The sequence below is a fragment of the Terriglobales bacterium genome (assembly GCA_035457425.1).
Lineage (GTDB): Bacteria > Acidobacteriota > Terriglobia > Terriglobales > Acidobacteriaceae > JACPNR01.
The window spans coordinates 1-20399 of sequence record DATIBR010000025.1; the positions used below are offsets into that span (position 1 = coordinate 1).

The following is a 20399-nucleotide window of genomic DNA, read 5'->3' on the forward strand; positions in this document are numbered from 1 at the left end:
GGTCGTTCTGCCCGGAGATGACGATGACGGCGACCTCGGGCTTGATCTGCTTGATGCGCTCCAGCGTCTCGATGCCAGTCAGTCCCTGCATGGCCATGTCGAGCAGCACGAGTGCGGGGTCGTACACGCGGAACATGCGAATGGCTTCTTCGCCGCTGCCGACGGTGGAGACGTCGTAGCGCTTCGCCAGGTAGGTGCTGAGATAGCGCGCCATCGACTGGTCGTCGTCGACGATCATCACGCGCAGCTTCAGGGGGGCCGTCACCAGGGGAACCTCCAAAGACCGAACCGGCGGGTCCTGCGTCGGGCGAGCGCCACGCCGCCGGTAGAAGTAGTTGGATGCAAATCCTTGGTAGCGGCTGTCCGAATCACGAGGATTTGTATCCAAGCACCCCGCCGACGCGAGGCCCACATTGTACCCTAGTTCTTAAAAGTGGAATCCCAATAGCCACTTAACTGTGGCGCTTCTAAGCAGATACAGCTGTCTTACCGGTCGCTGCCGCCTCCCCCGGTAGGCTGACGATGAACTTGGCGCCCTTCGCGGGACGGCTCTGGACGCGGACCGTGCCGCCGTGGGCTTCCACGATGCGGCGCGTGATGGCCAACCCCAGGCCGGCGCCATGCTCGCGGCTGCGACGGCCGATGCGCGTGAACTCCTGGAAGAGCAGCGCCTGGTCTTCGAGGGCGATGCCGGGTCCGGTGTCGGCGACCTCGAGCTCCACGTTGCCGCCGACCACGGCACGAAGCGCGACCGTGATCTTGCCGCCGGCGGGAGTGAACTTGAGCGCGTTGCCGATGAGGTTGATGAGGACTTGCTGGACGCGCTCGGCGTCCGCCTGGACTTTGGGGAGCCGCATGGGAAGCTCGGTCCGCAGCGTGACGTTCCGCTGTTGGGCCTCCTGGCCGAAGAACGCGACCGACTGCTGGACGGCCTGGCGGAGGTCCATGCGCTCGAAGTGCAGCGCGATGCGGCCGGCCTCGATCTGGGTGATGTCGAGCATGGAATTCACCAGCCGGATGAGGCGCTGGGAGGCGGCGATCGACTCGGCGAAGCTCTGGCGCTCCTCGCCGGAGAGGCGCTCGTCGAGCGACTCGCTGAGCATCGAGGTGTAGCCGAGGATGATGGAAAGCGGCGTGCGGAGCTCGTGGGTGGCGACGCTGAGGAACTGGGATTTGAGGCGATCGAGCTCCCGTAGCTTGGCGTTGGCGTGCGCGAGCTCTTCGTTGTTGCGGCGCAGCTCGGCGATGAGGGAAACGTTCTCAAGCGCGAGCGCGGTCTGCGAGGCCAGGCCTTGCAGGAAGCGGAGGGACGACGCGTGGAAGTCAAACCCCTGGCTGTTGTTGTCGGCGACGAGCACGCAGACCAGGCGTCGCCCGACCAGGCCGGGGACCATGGCGATGGCAGAACAGCTGAGCTGGGCGGCGGCGGCGGCGAGCGGCGGCGAGGTCAGCGAGGTGATGACGTTGCCCGCTTCCAACTCGCTGCGCACGTCGTTGCGCTTGATCAGGTCCGCCAGCGACGGGCGGGCGCAGTCGCTCTCGCGGCCGGGCAGGATGATGTCGGCGTGCTTCAGATGGAGGACGCCGCGGATGGCGTCGGCGACGATGCCGCAGATGGCAGGGACGTCGGGCGCCTGGCCGAGCGACTGGCCGACGCGATAGAGCGTGTCGATCTCCGAGAGGCGCTTGCGCTCGAGCGAGCGGCGGACCGACTGCTTCAGGTCCTCGATCTCGGTGGGCTTGAGCAGGTATTCATAGGCGCCGAGCTGCAAGGCGCGGAGCGCGGTCGAGACCGAGGCGTAGCCGGTGATGACGAGCGTGACGGTGGCAGGCGCGTGCTTCTGCACGGCTTCGAGCACCGCCAGGCCGTCGACGCCGGGCATGTTGAGGTCGGTCAGGACCAGGTCGAAGCTTCGCTGGGCGAGCGCGTCGAGGGCGGCGCGGCCACTGGGGGCTTCTTCGACGTCGTAGCCCTCCTGCTGCAGGATGGCCGCCATCGTGAGCAGCACGTTGGGCTCATCGTCGACGACGAGGATCTTGGGCTTGGCGCTGACCATAGGGGAACAGCCGTGGTCGTGCAGCAGCTCTGAAGTGTGATGCCGGGAGCAGGAGAAACGTCTAGTGCGGGCGCGACATTAAACGAGCAGTTCTGATAGCTTGTTGCGTCGCACTCCACCCGAGGTGAAGCAATGAGCCGTTGGCAAGGTCTTGCCGCAGCGCTGTTGGTTCTGGTGTCGCTCGCGCCGCACGCGGTCGCGCAGAAGAAGAAGGCCGCGCCCGCCGATCCGGCGCTCGCCAAGAAGCAGGAAGCGGTCGCGCTGGTCGAGAAGCAGGAAGCCGGCCTGGTGAAGGTGAGCGACGCGATCTGGGGCTACGCCGAGACCGCGCTGCGCGAGAAGCGTTCCGCCAAGGAGATGGCCGACTACGCCGAGCAGCAGGGCTTCCAGGTGGAGCGCGGCGTGGCGGGCATGCCAACGGCGTTCGTCGCGAGCTACGGCTCGGGCGCGCCGGTCATCGGCATCCTGGGCGAGTACGACGCGCTGCCGGGCATCTCGCAGAAGGCTTCGAGCACGAAGGAGGCGCTGGCGCCGGGGGCGCCGGGGCACGGCTGCGGCCACAACCTGCTGGGTTCCGCCTCGATGGGCGCGGCGGTCGCGATCAAGCAGATGATCGAGGCCGGCAAGCTGAAGGGGACGATCCGCTACTACGGCACGCCGGCGGAAGAGGCGGTCGGCGGCAAGGTGTACATGGTCCGGGAAGGGCTGTTCAAGGACGTGGACGTGGTGCTGGCGTGGCATCCGGCGACGGAGAACAGCGCCGACACCGGCGGCGGCCAGGCCATCATCGACATGATCGTGGAGTTCAAGGGGAAGGCGGCGCACGCGGCCTTCGATCCGTGGAACGGGCGCAGCGCGGTCGACGGCCTGGAGGCGATGACGCATGGGCTGAACATGATGCGCGAGCACATCCAGCCGACCAGCCGCATGCATTACGTCATCGTGAAGGGCGGCGATGTCCCGAACGTCGTGCCGGAGTACGCCAAGCTGTGGCTGTGGCTGCGCGACACCAAGCGCGAGCGCATGGACGAGATGTTCGCGCGTGTGCAGAAGATGGCGCAGGGCGCGGCGCTGATCGCGGGCGTGGAATCGAAGATCACCGTACAGGCGGGCGACTACGAGCGGCTGGTCAACATGAACGGGGAGCGGTTGCTCTACGAGAACATGCAGTGGCTCGGCCCGCTGAAGTTCACCGACGAGGAGCAGGCGTTTGCGAAGCAGATCCAGGCGAACACGGGGGTGAAGCAGGTCGGGCTGCTGGGCGAGATCAAGAAGTTCGATCCGAACCCGCCGGCCGAGGGCGGCTCGACCGACGTCGGCGACGTGAGCTGGAACGTGCCGACGCTGCACTTCTCCATCACGACCGCTGCCGACGGCGCGCCGTGGCACGGCTGGCCGGTGGTGGCGACCTCGGGCATGTCGATCGGCCACAAGGGCATGATGTACGCGGCGAAGGTGCTGGCCGCGACCGCAGTGGACCTCTACGAGAAGCCGGCGGCGCGCGAGGCCATCAAGAAAGAGTTCGCGGAGCAGACGAAGGGCTTCGTCTACAAGCCGTACGTGCCGGAGGGCCCGCCGCCGGTGCCGAAAGATTAGGGGAGCGAGCAACGATAACGGCGCGGCCGAGGCCGCGCCGTTGGTGTTTCCGGCTGCTTAGCTGTTGGGGACGCTGCGCAGCTTGCCAGGCATGAAGTGGTAGGGCGGCCAGGGGCCGCTGACGGTGATCTGGCAATCTTTCAGTTTCTGCTGAGCGCTGGAGTAGCGGGTCTGGTACTTCTCGACCGAGTCGTGGTCGATGAGGTGCGCGATGTCGATGAGCATGCCGCCGGCGTCGACCTTCTTGCAGCAGACTTCGGCTTCGAGCGGGCGCAGCAGCTTCTGGACCTGGACGGAGAGGGCGCGGGCCTTGGTGAGCCGCTCGCGCTGCTTGGTGGCCTTCTCGCGGAGCTTGGTGAGATAAGCGCCGCCGGTGGCGATGGGGAGCTCGACATCGTCCATCATGCGCATGAGCGAGCCGTCTTTCACCAGGAGCTTGAGGTGCATCTCGGCCTTGCCCTTGAGCTTGCTGACGCTCGCGGTGAACGCCTTGCGATTGGCGCGGACGGCCTTGCGGAGATCCTCGTCGCGATCGAAGACGGTGCCGAAGCGGAAGGGCAGGACGGTGGTGTTGCGGAAGCATTCGCTGACGACCCGGGCGTGCTCGAGGATGGCTTTTTGGTCGAGAGCGCCGTTGCGCGTGTACTCGCTGACGATGACCGCGAATTCGCCGGAGGGATAACCCAAGACCTTGGCGCCGCCGATGCCGCTGATGCCGGGGATCACGAAGGGACGACGTGCGCGGGAAGTGCCCTGAAAAGCCTGCTGCTCAGTGATGCAGTATGCGTACCATGCCATGTCAGCGTCTCCGAAGTCATGGCTGACGCGAGTCCGCCCACGGCAGACCGTCAGCTGGTTGGGGCCGTCAGTTGTGGAAGGTACTTAAGGGCTTTTACTGCGTTGATGTGAGGCGCTGCGGTGGGGGCCGAAGCGTCCAGAACCTCTCCCATCCTAGTACGAGTGTTGCACCAAAGCAAATGCAACCGACAAGGAATCAGCGGCGTCAATGAGCCATGATTCAGCAAGTCACCTTTTGAAACGCAGTTGGCATCCGGATACCGCACCAGGGTTGCCGGATTCCCACCAGAGGCGGCGCGGGCCAAGCGGAAAGCGTGGGCGGCGACCGCCGCCGATCTAACCGGCAGATAACACAAGACTTTGCAGCGCGCCGCCGGGAGCCAAGTGGCAGAGCGCTTGCTTCTCATCAGGGCGGAGCGCTCCGTCTTTCGTCCCTGGCTCCCCCTTGCTCAACTCAATGGTTTCCGATCGCGACAGCGTATCGCCGGAGCGGCTTGTCGTCGAAGTCTTCTCCGAGCTGCCCCAGACCACCGTCGAGCGGCGGTGGCGGGAGATGAACGTCATCCTGCGGCTGAGCATGCTGACCGGGCTGCAGATGCAGCTCGAGGCGACGCTGAACATGCTGTGCGATTTCGCCGGGGAGATCGCGCCCTTCGACCGCGCGCTGGTCTATTTCTGGGAAGAGGACGACCAGAAGGTCGAGCCGCGGACGGCGCGGGGCTTCGACGACCTGGCGCCCGAGACCTACGGGCGCGGGAACATCCTGAACTTCTGGGCGGCGAAGTACTCGCGTCCGCTGCTGGTGCAGCACGGCGCCAACCTGCAGGCGGACGCCTTCCTGGAATCGATCGGCTGCGAGTCGGGCGTGGTGGTGCCGCTGTTCGTCTCGAACCAGGTGATGGGGTCGATCCAGCTGTTCGCCCGGCGCCACGCGGCCTTCACGCAGGAGGACGCGCAGCTGCTGTGGGTGCTGGCGCTGGTGGCGGAGAACCAGCTCACGCGCGAATACGCCAACGAAGGCCTGCTACGCTTCGCGTTCACCGATTACCTGACGGGGCTGAAGACGCGCGGCTACTTCGAGCAGCAGCTCGACCTGGAGATCAAGCGCGCGGAGCGCAAGCGCGGGAAGCTCGCGCTGCTGATGGTGGACATCGACCACTTCAAGCAGCTCAACGACACCTACGGCCACCACGTGGGCGACCAGGTGCTGCGGGACGTGGCCGCCATCCTGATGAAGGACATGCGCGAGATCGACACGGTGGCGCGCTACGGCGGCGAGGAGTTCGTGATCATCCTGCCAGAGACGACGGCGGACGGCGCGTTGTTCGTGGCGCAACGCCTGCGCAAGGCGGTGGAGCAGTCGCGCTTCTTCGCAGGCTCGGCGAACGCGGTAGAGCGGCTGACGATCTCCATCGGGATCGCGATCTTCGACAGCGATGCGCAGTTCAAGCGCGACCTGATCGAATATTCCGACGCCGCGCTGTACGCGGCGAAGTCCGCCGGCCGCAACCAGGTCCTGCTGTACTCCGACCTGGCGCGCAAAGCGAAGCGGGAGGTCTCATGACGCGTGCGGGCTCCGTGCTGACGCAGGAAATACCGGTTGTTGCGGCGAGCAGCGGTCCGGTGCGCCCGTGGAGCGTGATGCACGCGACCGACGACGTGCGCCAGGTGCTGGAACTGGCGGAGGCGCAGCGCGGGCTGGGGATGCGGCCGGTGCTGGTGACGCCGGCGGGCTATGGCTCGATCGAGCTCTACCTGCGCGAGCGCGACGAGGAGGAGCGGAGCGTCTCGCTGCTGGGCACGTGGCAAGAGGTGCGGCAGTGGCGGAAGTCGCTGGGCGATTGCGGCGCAGCCGCGGCGATGGAGATCGTGCACGCGCACTGCTTTGCGGCGGGGATGAGCGGCGTGCGGAACTGGCCGGTGGTGGTGTACGACCTGAGCGATTTTGTGGAGCAAGACGCCGAAGCCGACCAGCAGTGGCTGGCGCGGTCGCTGCGGGTGGCGGAGCAGTTCGTGCTGGCGCGCGCGGAAGCGGTCGTGGTCCACCGGACGTCGCAGCGCGCGAAGGCGCTGGAGCGAGGCGCGCCGGCGGAGCACTTGTTCGTGGTGCCGGAAGCCTTGCCGCGCGAAGACGCGCCCACGACGGGCGGGCGCGATCGCCTTGGGCCGGCGAGCGACCCGGTCGAGCTGTACGCAGCCGAGGTCATGCCCGAAGAGCTGGATGCCTTGCTGAGCGCGCTGGTGCAGATCGTGGCCGAGGTGCCGGAGACAAAGGTGCTGTTGCCCGAGAGTGGCGAGGCCGCTGCCAGCTTACGCGAGAAGCTCGCGGCGGCGGGCGTGAGCGCCCGCGCCGTGCCGGGCGCGCAGCACCACGCGGTCTTGCGTTCGGCGGACGTGGTGCTCTGCGCCGCCGCGTCGGGGGACGAGCCGAATGACGCGATGCTGCTGGCCATGCGCCAGGGACGCGCGGTGCTGGCGGCGGATGGCGCCGCCAACCGCGACATCTCGCCCGATGGCCGCGGATGCCTGTGGTACAAGCCCGGCAATGCGCGCGACCTGGCGAACCGCGGCGCGTTCCTGGCGCGCAACGCGGATTTTCGGCGCTCGCTGGGAGACGCCGCGCGCGCCTTCCTGGAAGAGACGCGATCGCCCGAAGCGGTCGCGCGCCGCTATGACGCGGTCTATCGCCACGCGTTCGCGCGCCGGGGCGATGACCCGCGCGAGTGGAAGGGAAGGTTCGAGCCGCTGACCGCGATGTTGTGATCAGCGCTTCTCCCGCCGCACTGGTGATCGTTCGCCGCGCGGCGCCGCAGAGCTCCGTCGGGACGCTGAACCGCGACATCGACGCCAGCGAACTCATCGTGGACTTCTTCAGCCGGCACTGAAAACAGAACGGCCGGGCGCTGTGCCCGGCCGTCATGAATGGGACGTGAACTCTTAGTTCTCGGCTGCCGTCGCCTCGGGGAACTTCAGCTTGGCCTTGGAGAGCGACTTGGTGAGCATGTCCTCGACGATCTGCTCTTCCAGGTTCTTGGCCATCGCCAGCTCGCTGACGAGCAGGTAGCGGGCGCGCTCCAGCATCTTCTTCTCGCGGAAGCTGAGCGGCTTGGTGCGGTTCAGGATGAGCAGGCTCTTGAGCACGCCGGCGACTTCCAGGAGCGACCCGGTCCGCATGCGGTCGGAGTTCTCCTTGAAACGGTCTTTCCAGTCGGCGTTGTTCAGGCACTTGCCGTCCGTCAGGAAGTCGAGGATCTTCTGGATCTCGCCGTTGCGGACGACGCGGCGGAGGCCGACGCTCTCCACGTTGTGGAAGGGCACCATGACCTTGAGGCTGGAGGACTTGATCTTCAGGAGGTAGAACTTCTCGACGGTAGGCCCGATGGTCCGGCTGGAGATCTGCTCGATGACACCGACACCGTGGTTGGGGTAAACGACCTTGTCGCCGATCTGAAACCCGTTGTTGCTACTCATGCAGGGCACCCTTTGGGTGGTGGGGGCGTTTCGGGGGAAGCAGCTTAGTCGTTAGTATACGACGGGGTTGTGGAAAAGACAACCTGAGCGATCTCCGGACCGGCGCGAAAACGCGCTAAGTTCTTGCCCGCCAGCACGGTCGAGGTCACAGGTTAATAACCCGCCGCGGCGGGAAGCGTGGATCCGTGGCGTATAATCCCTATCTATAGAAGAGAGCGACTTGCCCGGCTGGGTTGGTCGCGGCCGGCACCTACCGCAACACCCCCGAGAGCAGGAACCGAAGCCGAAGATGACGCAGAACGTTTGGAAAAAGCTCGAGGACGAGATCAAGACGCTCGAGCACGAGCTGAACCATGAGCTCCCCAAGGAGCTGAAGAAGGCGGTCGCGATGGGAGACCTGAGCGAGAACGCCGAGTACCACATGGCCAAGCAGCGGCAGGAGTTCGTCCGCGCCCGGCTGGGGCAGCTCAAGAAGCGCATGGGCGAGCTCTCGCTGGTGAACCTGACCAACATCCCGAAAGACAAGGTCGCGTTCGGGTCGACGGTGAAGGTCTACGACTCGACCAAGGACGAAGAGATCGAATACAAGCTGGTGACGAGCGAAGAGTCCGACGTCACGAAGGGCCTGATCTCGACGACCTCGCCCATCGGGCGGAGCCTGATGGGAAAGAAGGTGGGCGACGAGGTGACGGTCGAGACGCCGACCGGCAAGCGCGAGTTGGAGATCCTGAAGCTGGCGACCATCCACGACGAGGCAGAGGCGTAGATGAGCTGGACCGGAGCATTCGGGCGGGCGTGCCGCGTACTGTTGTACGCGATCGTGCGCGGCCTGGCGCTCACCAAGATCTCGCCCAACGTGCTCACGTTCGTGGGGCTGGTGATCAACATCGGGGCGGCGCTGCTGTTCGGGTTCGCGACCGGCGAGACGCAGCAGCGGATGTTCCTTTACGCCGGGCTGGTGATCATCGGCGCCGGCATCTTCGACATGGTCGACGGCCGGGTGGCGCGCGCCACCGGACAGGTCACGCAGTTCGGCGCGTTCTTCGATTCCGTCATCGACCGCTACAGCGACGTTGCGCTCTTCTTCGGCCTGCTGGTGTTCTACGCCCGCGCCAACCGCTTCTTCTACCTCGTGCTCACCGCGCTGGTGATGGTGACCTCGGTGATGGTGAGCTACACGCGGGCGCGGGCGGAGTCGCTCATCGGGACGTGCAAGGTCGGATTCATGGAGCGGCCCGAGCGCATCGTGCTCATCATCATCGGAGCGCTCTTCAACAAGATGGCGCCGGTCCTGTGGGTGCTGGCCGTGCTGTCCACCATCACCGTCATCCACCGCATCGCCTACACCTACTCGCGCAGCCGGAGACTGGAAGCCGGGCAGCCGGAGGCAGGGCCGGCGAACCCGGCCGCGGCGCCGAGCACGGCGGAGCCGCTGGCAGCCAAGTGAGCGCTTTTCCGTTCGGAACTTCGCAACCGCGTCTATAATCGGGCTCCCCCACCAAGAACAGCATGAGTCGCGCTGCCGCACCCAAAGCTAAAAAGATCCTGGTCGTCGACGACGAAGCTCCCCTTCGCCGCATCCTGACGAAAGCGCTCGACCGCGCCGGCATGTCGGTGACTACCGCCGAGGACGGCAAGGAAGCGCTCGCGCAGCTGAAGAAGAAGAAGTTCGACGTGATGCTGCTCGACGTCTGGATGCCGAAGATGAACGGCCTCGAGGTGCTCTCGCAGCTGCGCACGCGCGCGGTCAAGCCGCGCGTGGTAGTGATGACCGGCGACAACCGCCCGGAGACGCTGCTGACGGCGGTGCGCGAGCAGGTCTACCAGTGCATCGCGAAGCCGTTCTCGGCGCTGGACGTGGTCACGGTGGTCGCGAAGGCTGCGGCCATGCCGGAGGACGCGCCGGGCATCGAGGTGCTTTCGGCGCGGCCGGATTGGGTGGAGCTGTCGCTGCCGTGCGAGCGGGAGTCGGCCGAGCGCATCCATGAATTCATGCAGCAGCTGAAGAGCGACCTGCCGCAGGAAACGCGCACGAACGTCGGGCAGGCGTTCCGCGAGCTGCTGCTCAACGCCGTGGAGTGGGGCGGCAAGCTCGACCCGTCGCTGCGCGTGCGCATCTCGTACCTGCGCACCAAGCGCATGCTGCTGTACCGCATCTCGGACCCCGGCGCGGGCTTCAAGTTCGAGGAGCTCGACCACGCCGCGTGCTGCAATCCGCCCGGTGACCCGGTGCACCACATGGAGATCCGCGAGGCCAAGGGCTTGCGCGCCGGCGGCTTCGGCTTGCTGCTCACGCGCTCCATCGTGGACGAGCTGCTCTACAACGAGCAGCAGAACGAAGTAGTGTTCATCAAGTATCTCGACTGATTGCCGATTGCCGGTCGGCGATTTACGATTGCATCCGTGAACGCGCGCTCACTCCCGAGGCTCGCTTGAGCTCCCCCGTCATCCTGGTCCACGGCGGCGCGTGGGCGATCCCTGACGACATGGTCGAAGCGCACCTGCGCGGCGTGCGCGCCGCGATGGCGGCGGGCTGGCGCGCGCTCGAGCGCGGCGGCAGCGCGGTCGATGCGGTGGAAGAATCGGTCGCGTTGATGGAAGACGACGAGACCTTCGACGCGGGCAAGGGAAGCTTCCTGACGCGCGACGGCCGGGTGCAGCTCGACGCCCTCCTGATGGACGGCAACACGCTGCGCGCCGGCGGCGTGGGCTGCGTGGAGCACATCCGCAACCCGATCCGCGCGGCGCGCAAGGTGCTCGACGAGAGCCCGCACGTGTATTTCGTAGGCGAAGGCGCGGAGCGCTTCGCGCAAGAGCACGGCATCCAGCTCTGCAAGAACGCCGAAATGGTGGTCGAGCGCGAGGTGAAGCGGCTGCGCGAGTTCCAGGCCAATCCCACGCAGGACTGCGACCAGGAACTGTTCACCGCGGACCTGTCCCACGACACGGTGGGTGCCGTGGCATTGGACGCGAACGGCAACATCGCGGCGGCCACCTCGACCGGCGGGATCCTGAACAAGGCGCCGGGGCGGGTGGGGGATTCGTCGCTCATCGGATGCGGCTGCTATGCCGACAACCTGAGCGCGGCGGCCTCGACCACAGGCTGGGGCGAACCGATGATGAAACTCGTGCTAGCGAAGTGGGCGGCGGACCTGGTCGCCGCCGGCAAGCCGCCCGACATGGCCGCGCCCGCGGCCATCACCTACCTGAAGTCGCGGCTGAACGGACACGGCGGCATGATCCTGCTCGACGCGAAGGGGCGTTTCGGGATCGCCCACAACACGCCACGCATGGCCTGGGCGCACAAGAACGCCGCTACCGAAGCCTCCGGCATCCACGTCTAACCGCTCGCCGGCAGGGCCGTTAGGACTAAGCAACGTTCCGCCGCTTATCTCCTTGCCACGCGAGTACCCGCTGGTATACAAGTGGCCAATTCTTCCCAGTGTCGGTAGACGGGCGCAGCCGCGCCTTTTGAGGGTTGGAGCGATGAAAATGGCATACCGATTCGCGAGTCTGATGTGTGTGCTGATGCTTCTGGTGTGGAGCGCCCCGGCGCAGGACGTCTCCACGGCGCAACTCCACGGCCTGGTGCGCGACCCGAAGGGCGCGCTGGTCACCGGGGCGAAGGTCACGGTGAGGGACGAGCAGCGCGGCCAGGACCGCACCGCGATCACCGACGCCAACGGCGAATACCAGATCCTGAGACTGGCTCCGGGGCCATACACCGTGACGGTCGAAGCGCCAGGATTCGCGACGTGGAGTTCGAAGAACGTGGTGCTGACGATCGGCCAGGCGGCCGAGCTACCGGTCGCGCTCACCGTGGCAACCACCAGCGAGACGGTCACGGTCTCGGCGGAAGCCGAGCTGATCGAGACGCAGCGCACGTCGCAGACGACGACCATCGGGCAGGAGCGCATTGAGAACTTGCCGATCAACGGCCGCAACTACATCAATTTCTCGCTCACCGATTCGCAGATCTACCGCGACACCGCGCCCTCCATCGGAGCGGCGCCGACTTCCGGGCTGAACTTCAGCGGGCAGCGCGCCCGCGGCAACCTGGTGAACCTCGACGGCGCCGACAACGTGGATGAGTCGGTGAAGGGCATCCGGTCGACGGTCTCGCAGGAAGCGGTGCAGGAATTCCAGATCATCACCAACGGCTACAACGCGGAGTATGGGCGCGCCTCGGGCGGCGTGGTGAACATCATCACCAAGTCGGGCACGAACGCATTCCACGGCTCGGCGTTCGGCTACTTGCGCAACCGCTACATCCAGGCCGACAACCCGTTCACCAACATCGAAGACCCGGCCTACACGCGCTTCCAGGGCGGAATCGCGTTCGGCGGCCCGATCAAGAAGGACCGCACGTTCTACTACTTCTCGGTCGAGACGACGCAGCGGCACGAGACGGGCTTCTCGACGGTCGGCGCCGACTGCAGCGGGACCACGAGCTGCTTTGGGTTGATCACGGACGACGTGTCGGCCCTGTACGGCCAGCCGGCCGGTTCGATCGTCATCCAGGTGACGCCGGCGCAGGCAGCCACACTGGCAAACGCGCTGCTCCCGGCGGCGACGCGGCAGCAATACGGTTTTATTGTCGGGTCGGCGTCCGCCATCGCGCTGCACGGGACGCTGATCGGAACGACCGGCGCCTTCGCGGGCGGCCTGGGTCTGGGCGCACTGTCGCCATCGCCATTGACGAACCAGTTCGCCTCGAGCTGCAATGCGGCCAACCTGCTCTGCAACGGCCTGCCGGGTGAATTCTCGCCGCTGATGTTCCAGCGCGGCAATTACCCGGTGTTCGAAGACACCACGGTCCTGTCGTTCCGCCTGGACCACCGCTTCACCAACAACAACAACATGCTGTTCCGCATCAACTACTCACCTTCCGCCCTGACGGGCGTGCAGGTGAACGCGCAGAACCAGAACTTCGGGCAGAACGCGTTCTCGCGCACCTCGGAGCAGGGATATGACGACGTGACGCTGACGGCGCAGGACACCTGGCTGATCGGCGACAACAAGGTGAACGAGTTCCGCTTCCAATACGGGCGGCGCGACCTGCTCTACGACTTCAACCACGAGATCGCGGAAGGCAGCCGGGTGGCCGCGAACATCGCGGGCTTCGCCTTCACCGGACGCGAGCCGTTCTCTCCCGTCGACCGGCTGGAGCAGCGCTGGCAGTTCTCCGACAACTTCTCCTGGGTGCTGGGGAACCACACGGTGAAGTTCGGCGGCGACGTGCAGCACATCCCGATCGACGCCGCTTTCTTCCTGAACTTCGGCAACGTGTACAACTTCGGCGCGCTGTCGCGGTCGCAGTTCGGCTTCGGGGCCTGTGGCGCGTTGTGCGCCGGCATGTCGCCAGTGCAGGCCTACGGTTTCGGCTTGCCCTCCACCATGGTGCAGGGCATCGGCAACCCGAACGCGTCGTTCAGCGTGACGCCGCTGGGCTTCTTCATCCAGGACAGCTGGCGCATGCATCCGCGCTTCACGCTGAACTACGGCGTGCGCTACGACGTGGAGTTTGCGCCCGACTTCGGCTTCCCGAACGCGCTCTCCGCCGATTCCTACAGCTATCTCGGGATCCAGAAGGGCTTCCGGACCGACACGGACAACATCGCGCCGCGCATCGGGTTCGCGTGGGATCCGTTCGGCGACGGCAAGACGGTGGTCCGCGGCAGCTACGGCATGTTCTACGACAACCCGCTGCTCGGCCTGCTGTTCCTCGGGGCGGCGACCGACGGCGCCGGCACGCCGCAACTCATCCTGTTCGGCGGCTCGCCGTGCACGGCGGCGGGGCCGGCCAGCCCGCTCAACCTGAACGCGTCGAACGTGTTCCAGGGCATCCTCGGTACAGCAAACTGCCTGCCGCCGGGTTCGGCCAGTGCGATGGGCTACTTGCCCGACCAGCAGCAGTTCGACAGCGCCCTGGCCGGCTCGACCTTCATCAACCAGAACTACCTCGGCGCCGCCTTCCAGCCGCTGCTTTCGCAGCCGTTCGGCTTCCCGACGGGCGGCAACTTCGAGCACGCCTACACGCAGCAGGCGGGCCTGAGCGTGGAGCGCGAGCTGTGGCACGACTGGTCGCTGGGCGTGAGCTACAACTACGCACACGGTACGCACCTGAACCGGCCGATCAACGCCAACCCGGTGCGCACCGACCTGCTGGCGGAGAACTGGTTCCGGGCCTGCGTGTTTGACTTCGGGGGTTTCCCCGGCTGTCTTGCGAACCCGGCGTTCCCGACAAACCCGCTGTTCATTACGACGTGCGACCCGGCGAACAGTGTCTATCCGGCGGCGCTGACCAGCTTCTTCCGGCCCTCGGGCCTGAATCCTTCGCTGGTCCCGGTGTTCGGAGCGTGCGGGGGATTTGCGGCGCCGTTCTTGAACAGCGTCGGGCTGGGGGTCGACGCGCCGAGCTGCGCCGTCAGCCCGCAGTGCGTTCCGTTCAGCGACATGGTGGCGAACTACTCGAACGGCAGCTCGGTGTATCACGGGCTGACCACCAACCTGAAGAAGCGCATGGGCAACCACTGGGAGATGCTGGCGTCGTACACCTACTCCCACACCATCGACGACTCGACCGACCTGCAGTCGTTGCTGTCGCCGCAGAACAGCTTCTTCCCGGCTCGCGAGCGCGCCAGCTCGACCTTCGACCAGCGCCATCGGTTGGTGATCAGCGGCGTCTACCAGAGCGGGAAGGTGGGAGAAGGCTTCTGGGGGCACGTGTTCAGCGACTGGACGATCGCGCCGCTCATCGAAGTGGGATCGGGGCGTCCGTTCACGATCCTGACGGCGGAGCCGGTGAACTTCCAGTTCGCGCCCAACTCGGCGCGTCCGAACATCGTGCCGGCGGGCACTCCGACGAACACCTGCGGCTTCCCGGCGCAGGCTTCGCCCTACTCGCCGACCGGCTTCTTCCAGACGCCGTGCTTCATCGACGCCCTGATCGCGGGCGGCGGTGACATCGACCTGGATGCGCTCGACGGCAACCTGGGCCGCAACTCCGCCAACAAGCCGATGACGGTGTTCAACGACGTGCGCGTCGCGCGCCGCTTCCACCTGGGCGAGCGCGTGAAGCTGGACGCCATCACCGACATCTTCAACCTGGTGAACCGCTTCAACGTGGCCGACGTGAGCCCGCTGTGCTCGAGCAGCTCGTGCACGGCCGGCACGCCGACGGCGGCGTTCGACCCGCGGCAGTTCCAGTTCGGATTGAAGATCAGCTGGTAAGAGTGCTTTCTTCACGGGCTCCGGAGCGATCCGGAGCCCGCTTGTTTTTGCGCGGGACGAGGCCGTTTACAATCACGCCATGCCTAGAAAGGTCACGAGAGCGCGCAAGGCCGGGCGCGGCGACGCGACGCACGCCGTCCACGCAGGCGAGGAGCGCCACGGCAAGAAGGCGCCGCTGACGACCGAGATCGTGCAGACCTCCGTCTTCGTGCTGCCGAAGCTCGATGACCTGCGCCGCATCTCCGAGAAGAAGGAAAGGGGCTATCTCTACACGCGCTACGCGAACCCCACCACGGTCGCGGCGGAGAAGAAGATGGCGGCGCTGGAAGGCGGCGAATGCTGCGTGGTGACGGCCAGCGGCATGGCCGCCATCCTGGTGGCCATCCTGGCGCACTGCAGCGCAGGCGACGAGATCGTCTCGATGCTCGACGTCTACGGCGGGACGGTCAAGCTTGCCGACACCGTGCTGGCGCGGCTCGGCATCAAGACGCGCTTCGTGCCGTTCCATGAGCTCGACCGCCTCGAAAAGCACTTCAGCAAGCGCACACGGATGTTGTTCCTGGAGTCGCCGACCAACCCGACGCTGCGCTGCGTGGACATCGAGGACCTGGCGCGGCGCGCGCGCCGGCGCGGCATCCCGGTGGTGGTGGACAACACGTTCGCCACGCCCATCCTGCAGAAGCCGCTGAACATCGGCGCGGACGTGGTGCTGCATTCGGCGACGAAATTCCTGGGCGGGCACAGCGACCTCACGGCCGGGTGCGTGATCGGTCCGGAAGAGACGATCGAGAAGGCGCGCGACATCATGCTCACGACCGGCGGCTCGCTCGACCCGGGAGCGTCGTACCTGCTGCTGCGCGGGCTGAAGACGCTCGAGGTCCGCGTGCTGAAGGCGTGCGAGAACGCGCAGGCCATCGCGGAGTTCCTGGATTCGCACCCCGGGGTCGAGCAGGTGATGTATCCGGGACTGCCGGAGCATGCGGGATTCGAGGTGGCGTCGCGACAGATGGCGGCGTTCGGCGCGATGGTGGCGTTCGAGATCGAGGGCGGCGGCAAGGCGGCCGAGCGCTTCATCGACGCGCTGGAGCTGTGGTACCTGGCGACCAGCCTGGGCGGAGTGGAATCGACGGTGTCGTACCCGCTGCTGTCGTCGCACTACGGCACGCCGCCGCAGCGGCTGAAGTGGCTGGGCGTGGGCCCGGCAACGGTGCGGCTCTCGGTGGGCATCGAAGATGCTGCAGACCTGATCGCCGACCTGGAGCAGGCGCTGGCCCGCGCCTAAGCGTTTTCGAGGATTGACCGTCTAACCGGAACGATAGAGGATAGGGTCTCTTCCCGATGGGAATCAGCCCCGGCAATCGCGCACTGGTCCAAGCCATTCGATAATCGCCTATGAGCCTTCGCCAAGCCTGGCTGTTGTTGCCGTTGAGCGCGACCCTGCTGCTGACCTCCTGCGAGCAGGGCGGGCGCGCGAAGACGGCCCCGCCGCCGCAGGCCAGCGCCCCCACGCTCACCGCGGCTTCCGCCTCGGCGCCCAAGCTGAAGGCCGAAGAGCCGCCGAAGCCCAAGGTCGATCCCGTGGAGCAGGTGCTGGCGGCGGTCGAGAAGGAATACAACGCGGGCAAGGAGAACTACGCGGCCGGGCACCTGGAAGCGGCCAAGCAGAACTTCGACCGCGCGGTGAACCTGCTGCTGCAGTCGCCGGTGCCGGTGCGCTCCGACGAGCGACTGGAGCGCGAGTTCGAGAAGGTGGTGGAGGGCGTCCATGAGCTCGAGATGGTCGCGCTCAAGCAGGGCGACGGCTTCACCGAGCAGAAGGCTGAGCCCGCGCCGATCGACGAGGCGAACGAGGTCACGTTCCCGGTCGATCCCAACGTGAAGGCGAAGGCGGAGGAGGAGTTGCGCAACACGCGCTCCGACCTGCCGCTGGTGATGAACGACGAAGTCGCCGGCTACGTGAACTTCTACGGCAACACGACGAAGGGGCGGAACACGCTGGAGCGGGCGTGGGTGCGCGCCGGGCGGTATCGCGACATGATCCTGCGCGTGCTGCGCGAGGAAGGCGTGCCGCAGGACCTGATCTACCTCGCGCAGGCGGAGAGCGGCTTCCATCCGCTGGCGCTTTCGCGCGCGGGCGCGCGCGGGATGTGGCAGTTCATGGCGTCGCGCGCCTCGGGCTACGGCCTGGAGCGCAACTGGTGGGTGGATGAGAGGCAGGATCCGGAGAAGGCCACGCGCGCCGCGGCGCGGCACCTGAAGGATCTCTACGAGCAGTTCGGCGACTGGTACCTGGCGATGGCGGCCTACAACTCCGGGCCGGGTAACGTGCAGCAGGCGGTGAAGCGCACCGGCTACGCGGATTTCTGGGAGCTCTACCGGCGGAACGTCCTGCCGAAAGAGACCAAGAACTACGTGCCCATCATCGTGGCGATGACCATCATCGCGAAGAACCCGTCGCAGTACGGGTTGCAGGAGATCCTCCCGGATCCGCCGCTCGAGGCGGACGTGGTGCGCATCGATTATCCCGTGGACCTGCGGCTGGTGGCGGAGGCGGTGGACGCCTCGGTCGACGCGCTGCAGGACCTGAACCCCAGCCTGCTGCGCATGACCACGCCCAAGGAAGGCGGATTCGACCTGCGCCTGCCCGCCGGCAGCAAGGACAAGTACGAAGAGGCGATCGCGGCCATCCCGGTGGACAAGCGCGTGTATTGGCGCTTCCACACGGTGCAGAGCGGCGACACGCTGGCCGGCATCGCAAAGAAGTACCGCACCAGCGTCAAGGCGGTGGCCGAAGCCAACGGCATGGGCGACGACGAGGAGATCGGGACGCAGGCGAAGCTGATCATCCCGGTGACCGCAGCCAACAGCCGCTACGCCGACGGCGCGCCGCTGGCCTTCTCGAAAAAGCCGTTCCGCTACCGCGTGCGCCGGGGCGACACCGTGCTCTCGGTGGCCGACGATTTCGGCGTCCCCGCCGAGCGGCTGCGGAAGTGGAACAGGCTGCGCGGCAACGACCTGCGCAAGGGCCGCGTCCTGCTGATCTACAAGCCGGTCGATCCGGAGCTCGCGTCCAGCAGCCCGCGTCCGGTGTCGAAAGGCAAGTCGAAGAAGGCGACCACCAAGGAAGCGGCGGGTGGCAGCCGCATGCATACCGTGAAGGCGGGCGAGACGCTGTGGTCGATCGCGAGCGCCTACGGGACCACGGTCGAAGCGCTGCGCCGCGATAACCCCAATCTTTCCGCCAAGTTACGCCCGGGTGACACGCTCGTCATCCGCGCCGGCGAGTAGCCCGGCGCAAGTTGACAGCCCGGTTTCGGTTGCTATAATCCGCGCCGGTTTCGGTTGGAGTAGACTGTTCCGGTTGTCATCCGGCTCCCCGCTCACCAGGAGGACATATGACGCTCGACGACCTGACCCTCTATGCCCGCAATGACGACGATATGGACGACTACGGCGAGTCGGCCGCGTACTCCGAGCCTGATGAGTACGAAGAGGAAGAAGAGGAAGAAGAGGAGGCCGAGCCGTCGGGCGGCGACATGCCGATGGGCGGCACGATGGGCTCGGGCGGCGGCGTGAGCTCGGGCGGCGGGGCCACCGGCGGCGGCGGCATGGGCGGCGGAGGCGGAGCGCGCAAGAAGGCGGCGCCGAAGAAAGCCGCGAAGAAGAAGGCCGCGCGCAAGAAGAAGGGCGGCCGGAAGAAAGCGGCGAAGAAGTCGGCCGCGCGGCGCGGTGGCGCGCGGCGCATGAAGCGCGGCGGCAAGAAGCGCGGCGGTGGCAAGAAGAAGGCCGGCAAGAAGCGCGGCGGGAAGAAGCGCCGCCGGTAGCCGGCAGACGAGACCAAAAGGGCTGCGAGCGATCGCAGCCCTTTTGCTTATCGGCAGATTCCGGGCAACGCCTACTTCTTTCCCTGGACCGCGTTGAGGCAGCGGCCGTAGAGCTCGAGCAGATGGTTGGCGTGCTCCTCGGCGGCCTTGGTGGCGGTGGAGCCGGCGAAGCCCGCGCCGGGACCGCCGGTCTTGCCGTAGTTGGTGGTCATGGCGATGAACTTCATGAGGTCGAGCGCGATGTCTTCGTTGCGGCGGGAGCCGACGGTGAGGCCGGCGACGTCGTCCATGAGAGCGATCCTCCTGCGTTACTTAGACGCAGGGATTATACGGCGCGGCTAGGTCTCGATGGCGACGTGGCAGACGCGGCCGACGATGTATTCGGCGACTGACTTGCCTTCCTCGATGTCGATGACGCTGGTCGGGTACTCGTGATTGTGCGGCCGCAGCACCAGGTTGGGGCCGTCGCGGTCCACGTACTTGATGGTGCAGCCGCCGTCCTTGCGCACCGCGTACATGTTCTTGTCGTTCTTGCGGTAGGGCTCGAGCGAGGTGTAGTGGCGGTCGATCAGCACGGTGGCGCCGGGCAGCAGGCGGGGGAACATGCTCATGCCCTCCCGCTCATCCACCTTCACCAGGACGAAGCGGCGCCAGTCGCTGCGCGCGGTCGCGCCGTCGGGGCGCAGGCGCTCGAGGAACGTCTTCTTGAACTTCAGGATCTCCTTCACGTCCTCGTTGGTGACCAGCGGCTCGCCGGCGGCGATGCGGCCCTCGACCAGCAGGACGTTCTCGAACTCGTCCTCCGACGGCGGCAGGATGCTGGCGCGCTTGTTGATCTCCTTGGGATCGAGCAGGTCGAGCACTGAGATGTGCTGCGTGGTGAGCACGCTGTCGAGGCCGTCGATGGACATCTGGCGCTTGCGATTCAGGAAGTTGGAGATGTGCGCCTGCTTGAAGCCGGTCTGCTCGGCGATGCGCAGGCCGGTGACCTCGCGGGCCTCGATGCGCTTCCAAAGGACTTTGCGCAGGTTCTCCTGCAGATGGCGAAACTTCATCGAAACAGCCGCTCCCGGGCTGTGCCAGTCTTATATCACTTCGCTATAGAATATGCAAGTCAAATAAGACAAAGCGAATATAGTCCTTGCTTCGGTCGGGGCAGTGGATATAACCTCGCTTCAGCATATAGCAGGCCCGGGAATGAGGCCCTATGCAGGTCGCCGCGGACGACGGCAAGGTTTTCCTGGAGTTTCGTCGCAAGGTGCAGGAAGCGGAGGTGCTCTCCGGGGCCATCGAACGGCTCCTGGCGGCGCTCCGGTTCAGCGGACGGTTGAGCGTGGTGGTCCAGAACGGCCGCGTGCTGAAGTCGGGCTACGAAGAAGGCTACTTCACGCGGCGGGCGGACCAGCGGTTGTTGTAGCCG

General features: G+C 66.3%; 18 protein-coding genes. 12 read left to right on the forward strand and 6 right to left on the reverse strand.

What is annotated here, in order from left to right:
* Together VLA96_02010 and VLA96_02015 are read right to left on the reverse strand one after the other, a co-directional pair.
* On the reverse strand, positions 1-265 hold a 265-nt coding region (locus tag VLA96_02010; protein ID HSE47962.1), incomplete at its 3' end, for a response regulator.
* Between the two features lie 202 nt (positions 266-467).
* Entirely contained in the window at positions 468-2057 is a 1590-nt protein-coding gene (locus VLA96_02015) for an ATP-binding protein (protein ID HSE47963.1), read from the reverse strand.
* 132 nt (positions 2058-2189) lie between these two features.
* Here VLA96_02015 and VLA96_02020 point away from each other — a divergent pair, with 132 nt between their 5' ends.
* Positions 2190-3653 (forward strand): amidohydrolase, encoded by a 1464-nt coding sequence (locus VLA96_02020; protein ID HSE47964.1) that lies wholly within the window; start codon positions 2190-2192, stop codon positions 3651-3653.
* Between the two features lie 57 nt (positions 3654-3710).
* On the opposite strand, the gene VLA96_02025 is transcribed toward VLA96_02020, so the two are convergent.
* Complete coding sequence (locus VLA96_02025; GenBank protein HSE47965.1) at positions 3711-4451, reverse strand: GvpL/GvpF family gas vesicle protein; 741 nt, start codon at positions 4449-4451, stop codon at positions 3711-3713.
* 457 nt (positions 4452-4908) lie between these two features.
* Between VLA96_02025 and VLA96_02030 the strand changes: the two genes are divergently transcribed.
* Positions 4909-6015, forward strand: a complete 1107-nt coding sequence (locus VLA96_02030) for a sensor domain-containing diguanylate cyclase (GenBank protein ID HSE47966.1) — start codon at positions 4909-4911, stop codon at positions 6013-6015.
* A complete protein-coding gene (locus VLA96_02035) occupies positions 6012-7214 on the forward strand; it encodes a glycosyltransferase family 4 protein (GenBank protein HSE47967.1) in 1203 nt (400 codons plus the stop codon). The genes VLA96_02030 and VLA96_02035 overlap by 4 nt, the downstream gene beginning before the upstream one ends.
* 174 nt (positions 7215-7388) lie before the next feature.
* On the opposite strand, the gene VLA96_02040 is transcribed toward VLA96_02035, so the two are convergent.
* Positions 7389-7922 carry a CarD family transcriptional regulator gene (locus tag VLA96_02040; protein HSE47968.1) on the reverse strand — a complete coding sequence of 178 codons (534 nt, stop codon included), beginning with the start codon at positions 7920-7922 and terminating at the stop codon, positions 7389-7391.
* 220 nt (positions 7923-8142) lie between these two features.
* Here VLA96_02040 and greA point away from each other — a divergent pair, with 220 nt between their 5' ends.
* The 8 genes from greA (at position 8143) to VLA96_02080 (ending at position 18979) form a co-directional block, all read left to right on the forward strand.
* Positions 8143-8688: a transcription elongation factor GreA gene (gene greA / locus VLA96_02045; protein ID HSE47969.1), complete on the forward strand. Its 546-nt coding sequence runs from the start codon at positions 8143-8145 to the stop codon at positions 8686-8688.
* Complete coding sequence (locus tag VLA96_02050; GenBank protein ID HSE47970.1) at positions 8689-9369, forward strand: CDP-alcohol phosphatidyltransferase family protein; 681 nt, start codon at positions 8689-8691, stop codon at positions 9367-9369.
* A 62-nt stretch (positions 9370-9431) separates the two neighbouring features.
* Positions 9432-10289, forward strand: a complete 858-nt coding sequence (locus VLA96_02055) for a response regulator (protein ID HSE47971.1) — start codon at positions 9432-9434, stop codon at positions 10287-10289.
* A gap of 65 nt (positions 10290-10354) precedes the next feature.
* Positions 10355-11266, forward strand: coding sequence for an isoaspartyl peptidase/L-asparaginase (locus tag VLA96_02060; GenBank protein ID HSE47972.1), 912 nt, complete (start codon positions 10355-10357; stop codon positions 11264-11266).
* Positions 11267-11414: 148 nt separating this feature from the next.
* Complete coding sequence (locus VLA96_02065) at positions 11415-15155, forward strand: TonB-dependent receptor (GenBank protein ID HSE47973.1); 3741 nt, start codon at positions 11415-11417, stop codon at positions 15153-15155.
* A gap of 79 nt (positions 15156-15234) precedes the next feature.
* Entirely contained in the window at positions 15235-16437 is a 1203-nt protein-coding gene (locus VLA96_02070; protein HSE47974.1) for an aminotransferase class I/II-fold pyridoxal phosphate-dependent enzyme, read from the forward strand.
* 110 nt (positions 16438-16547) lie between these two features.
* Positions 16548-18443 carry a LysM peptidoglycan-binding domain-containing protein gene (locus tag VLA96_02075; GenBank protein HSE47975.1) on the forward strand — a complete coding sequence of 632 codons (1896 nt, stop codon included), beginning with the start codon at positions 16548-16550 and terminating at the stop codon, positions 18441-18443.
* A gap of 107 nt (positions 18444-18550) precedes the next feature.
* The gene (locus VLA96_02080) at positions 18551-18979 is read left to right on the forward strand and encodes a hypothetical protein (protein HSE47976.1); all 429 of its coding nucleotides are present in this window, start codon (positions 18551-18553) and stop codon (positions 18977-18979) included.
* A 71-nt stretch (positions 18980-19050) separates the two neighbouring features.
* Here the strand turns inward: VLA96_02080 and VLA96_02085 are convergent, their stop codons facing one another.
* A complete protein-coding gene (locus tag VLA96_02085; protein ID HSE47977.1) occupies positions 19051-19269 on the reverse strand; it encodes a hypothetical protein in 219 nt (72 codons plus the stop codon).
* Positions 19270-19317: 48 nt separating this feature from the next.
* On the reverse strand, positions 19318-20034 hold the full coding sequence (locus VLA96_02090) for a S24 family peptidase (GenBank protein ID HSE47978.1): 717 nt from the start codon (positions 20032-20034) through the stop codon (positions 19318-19320).
* A gap of 152 nt (positions 20035-20186) precedes the next feature.
* Between VLA96_02090 and VLA96_02095 the strand changes: the two genes are divergently transcribed.
* Positions 20187-20396: a hypothetical protein gene (locus VLA96_02095; protein ID HSE47979.1), complete on the forward strand. Its 210-nt coding sequence runs from the start codon at positions 20187-20189 to the stop codon at positions 20394-20396.
* Positions 20397-20399: the final 3 nt, after the last annotated feature.

What these genes read in the sequence shown, in the direction of transcription:
- VLA96_02015 (HSE47963.1), bottom strand. Translation starts at nt 2,057, where the DNA reads ATGGTCAGCGCCAAGCCCAAGATCCTCGTCGTCGACGATGAGCCCAAC.
- VLA96_02075 (HSE47975.1), top strand. Translation starts at nt 16,548, where the DNA reads ATGAGCCTTCGCCAAGCCTGGCTGTTGTTGCCGTTGAGCGCGACCCTG.
- VLA96_02050 (HSE47970.1), top strand. Translation starts at nt 8,689, where the DNA reads ATGAGCTGGACCGGAGCATTCGGGCGGGCGTGCCGCGTACTGTTGTAC.
- VLA96_02055 (HSE47971.1), top strand. Translation starts at nt 9,432, where the DNA reads ATGAGTCGCGCTGCCGCACCCAAAGCTAAAAAGATCCTGGTCGTCGAC.
- VLA96_02085 (HSE47977.1), bottom strand. Translation starts at nt 19,269, where the DNA reads ATGGACGACGTCGCCGGCCTCACCGTCGGCTCCCGCCGCAACGAAGAC.
- VLA96_02095 (HSE47979.1), top strand. Translation starts at nt 20,187, where the DNA reads ATGCAGGTCGCCGCGGACGACGGCAAGGTTTTCCTGGAGTTTCGTCGC.
- VLA96_02090 (HSE47978.1), bottom strand. Translation starts at nt 20,034, where the DNA reads ATGAAGTTTCGCCATCTGCAGGAGAACCTGCGCAAAGTCCTTTGGAAG.
- VLA96_02020 (HSE47964.1), top strand. Translation starts at nt 2,190, where the DNA reads ATGAGCCGTTGGCAAGGTCTTGCCGCAGCGCTGTTGGTTCTGGTGTCG.
- VLA96_02035 (HSE47967.1), top strand. Translation starts at nt 6,012, where the DNA reads ATGACGCGTGCGGGCTCCGTGCTGACGCAGGAAATACCGGTTGTTGCG.
- VLA96_02070 (HSE47974.1), top strand. Translation starts at nt 15,235, where the DNA reads ATGCCTAGAAAGGTCACGAGAGCGCGCAAGGCCGGGCGCGGCGACGCG.
- VLA96_02030 (HSE47966.1), top strand. Translation starts at nt 4,909, where the DNA reads ATGGTTTCCGATCGCGACAGCGTATCGCCGGAGCGGCTTGTCGTCGAA.
- VLA96_02040 (HSE47968.1), bottom strand. Translation starts at nt 7,922, where the DNA reads ATGAGTAGCAACAACGGGTTTCAGATCGGCGACAAGGTCGTTTACCCC.
- VLA96_02065 (HSE47973.1), top strand. Translation starts at nt 11,415, where the DNA reads ATGGCATACCGATTCGCGAGTCTGATGTGTGTGCTGATGCTTCTGGTG.
- VLA96_02025 (HSE47965.1), bottom strand. Translation starts at nt 4,451, where the DNA reads ATGGCATGGTACGCATACTGCATCACTGAGCAGCAGGCTTTTCAGGGC.
- VLA96_02080 (HSE47976.1), top strand. Translation starts at nt 18,551, where the DNA reads ATGACGCTCGACGACCTGACCCTCTATGCCCGCAATGACGACGATATG.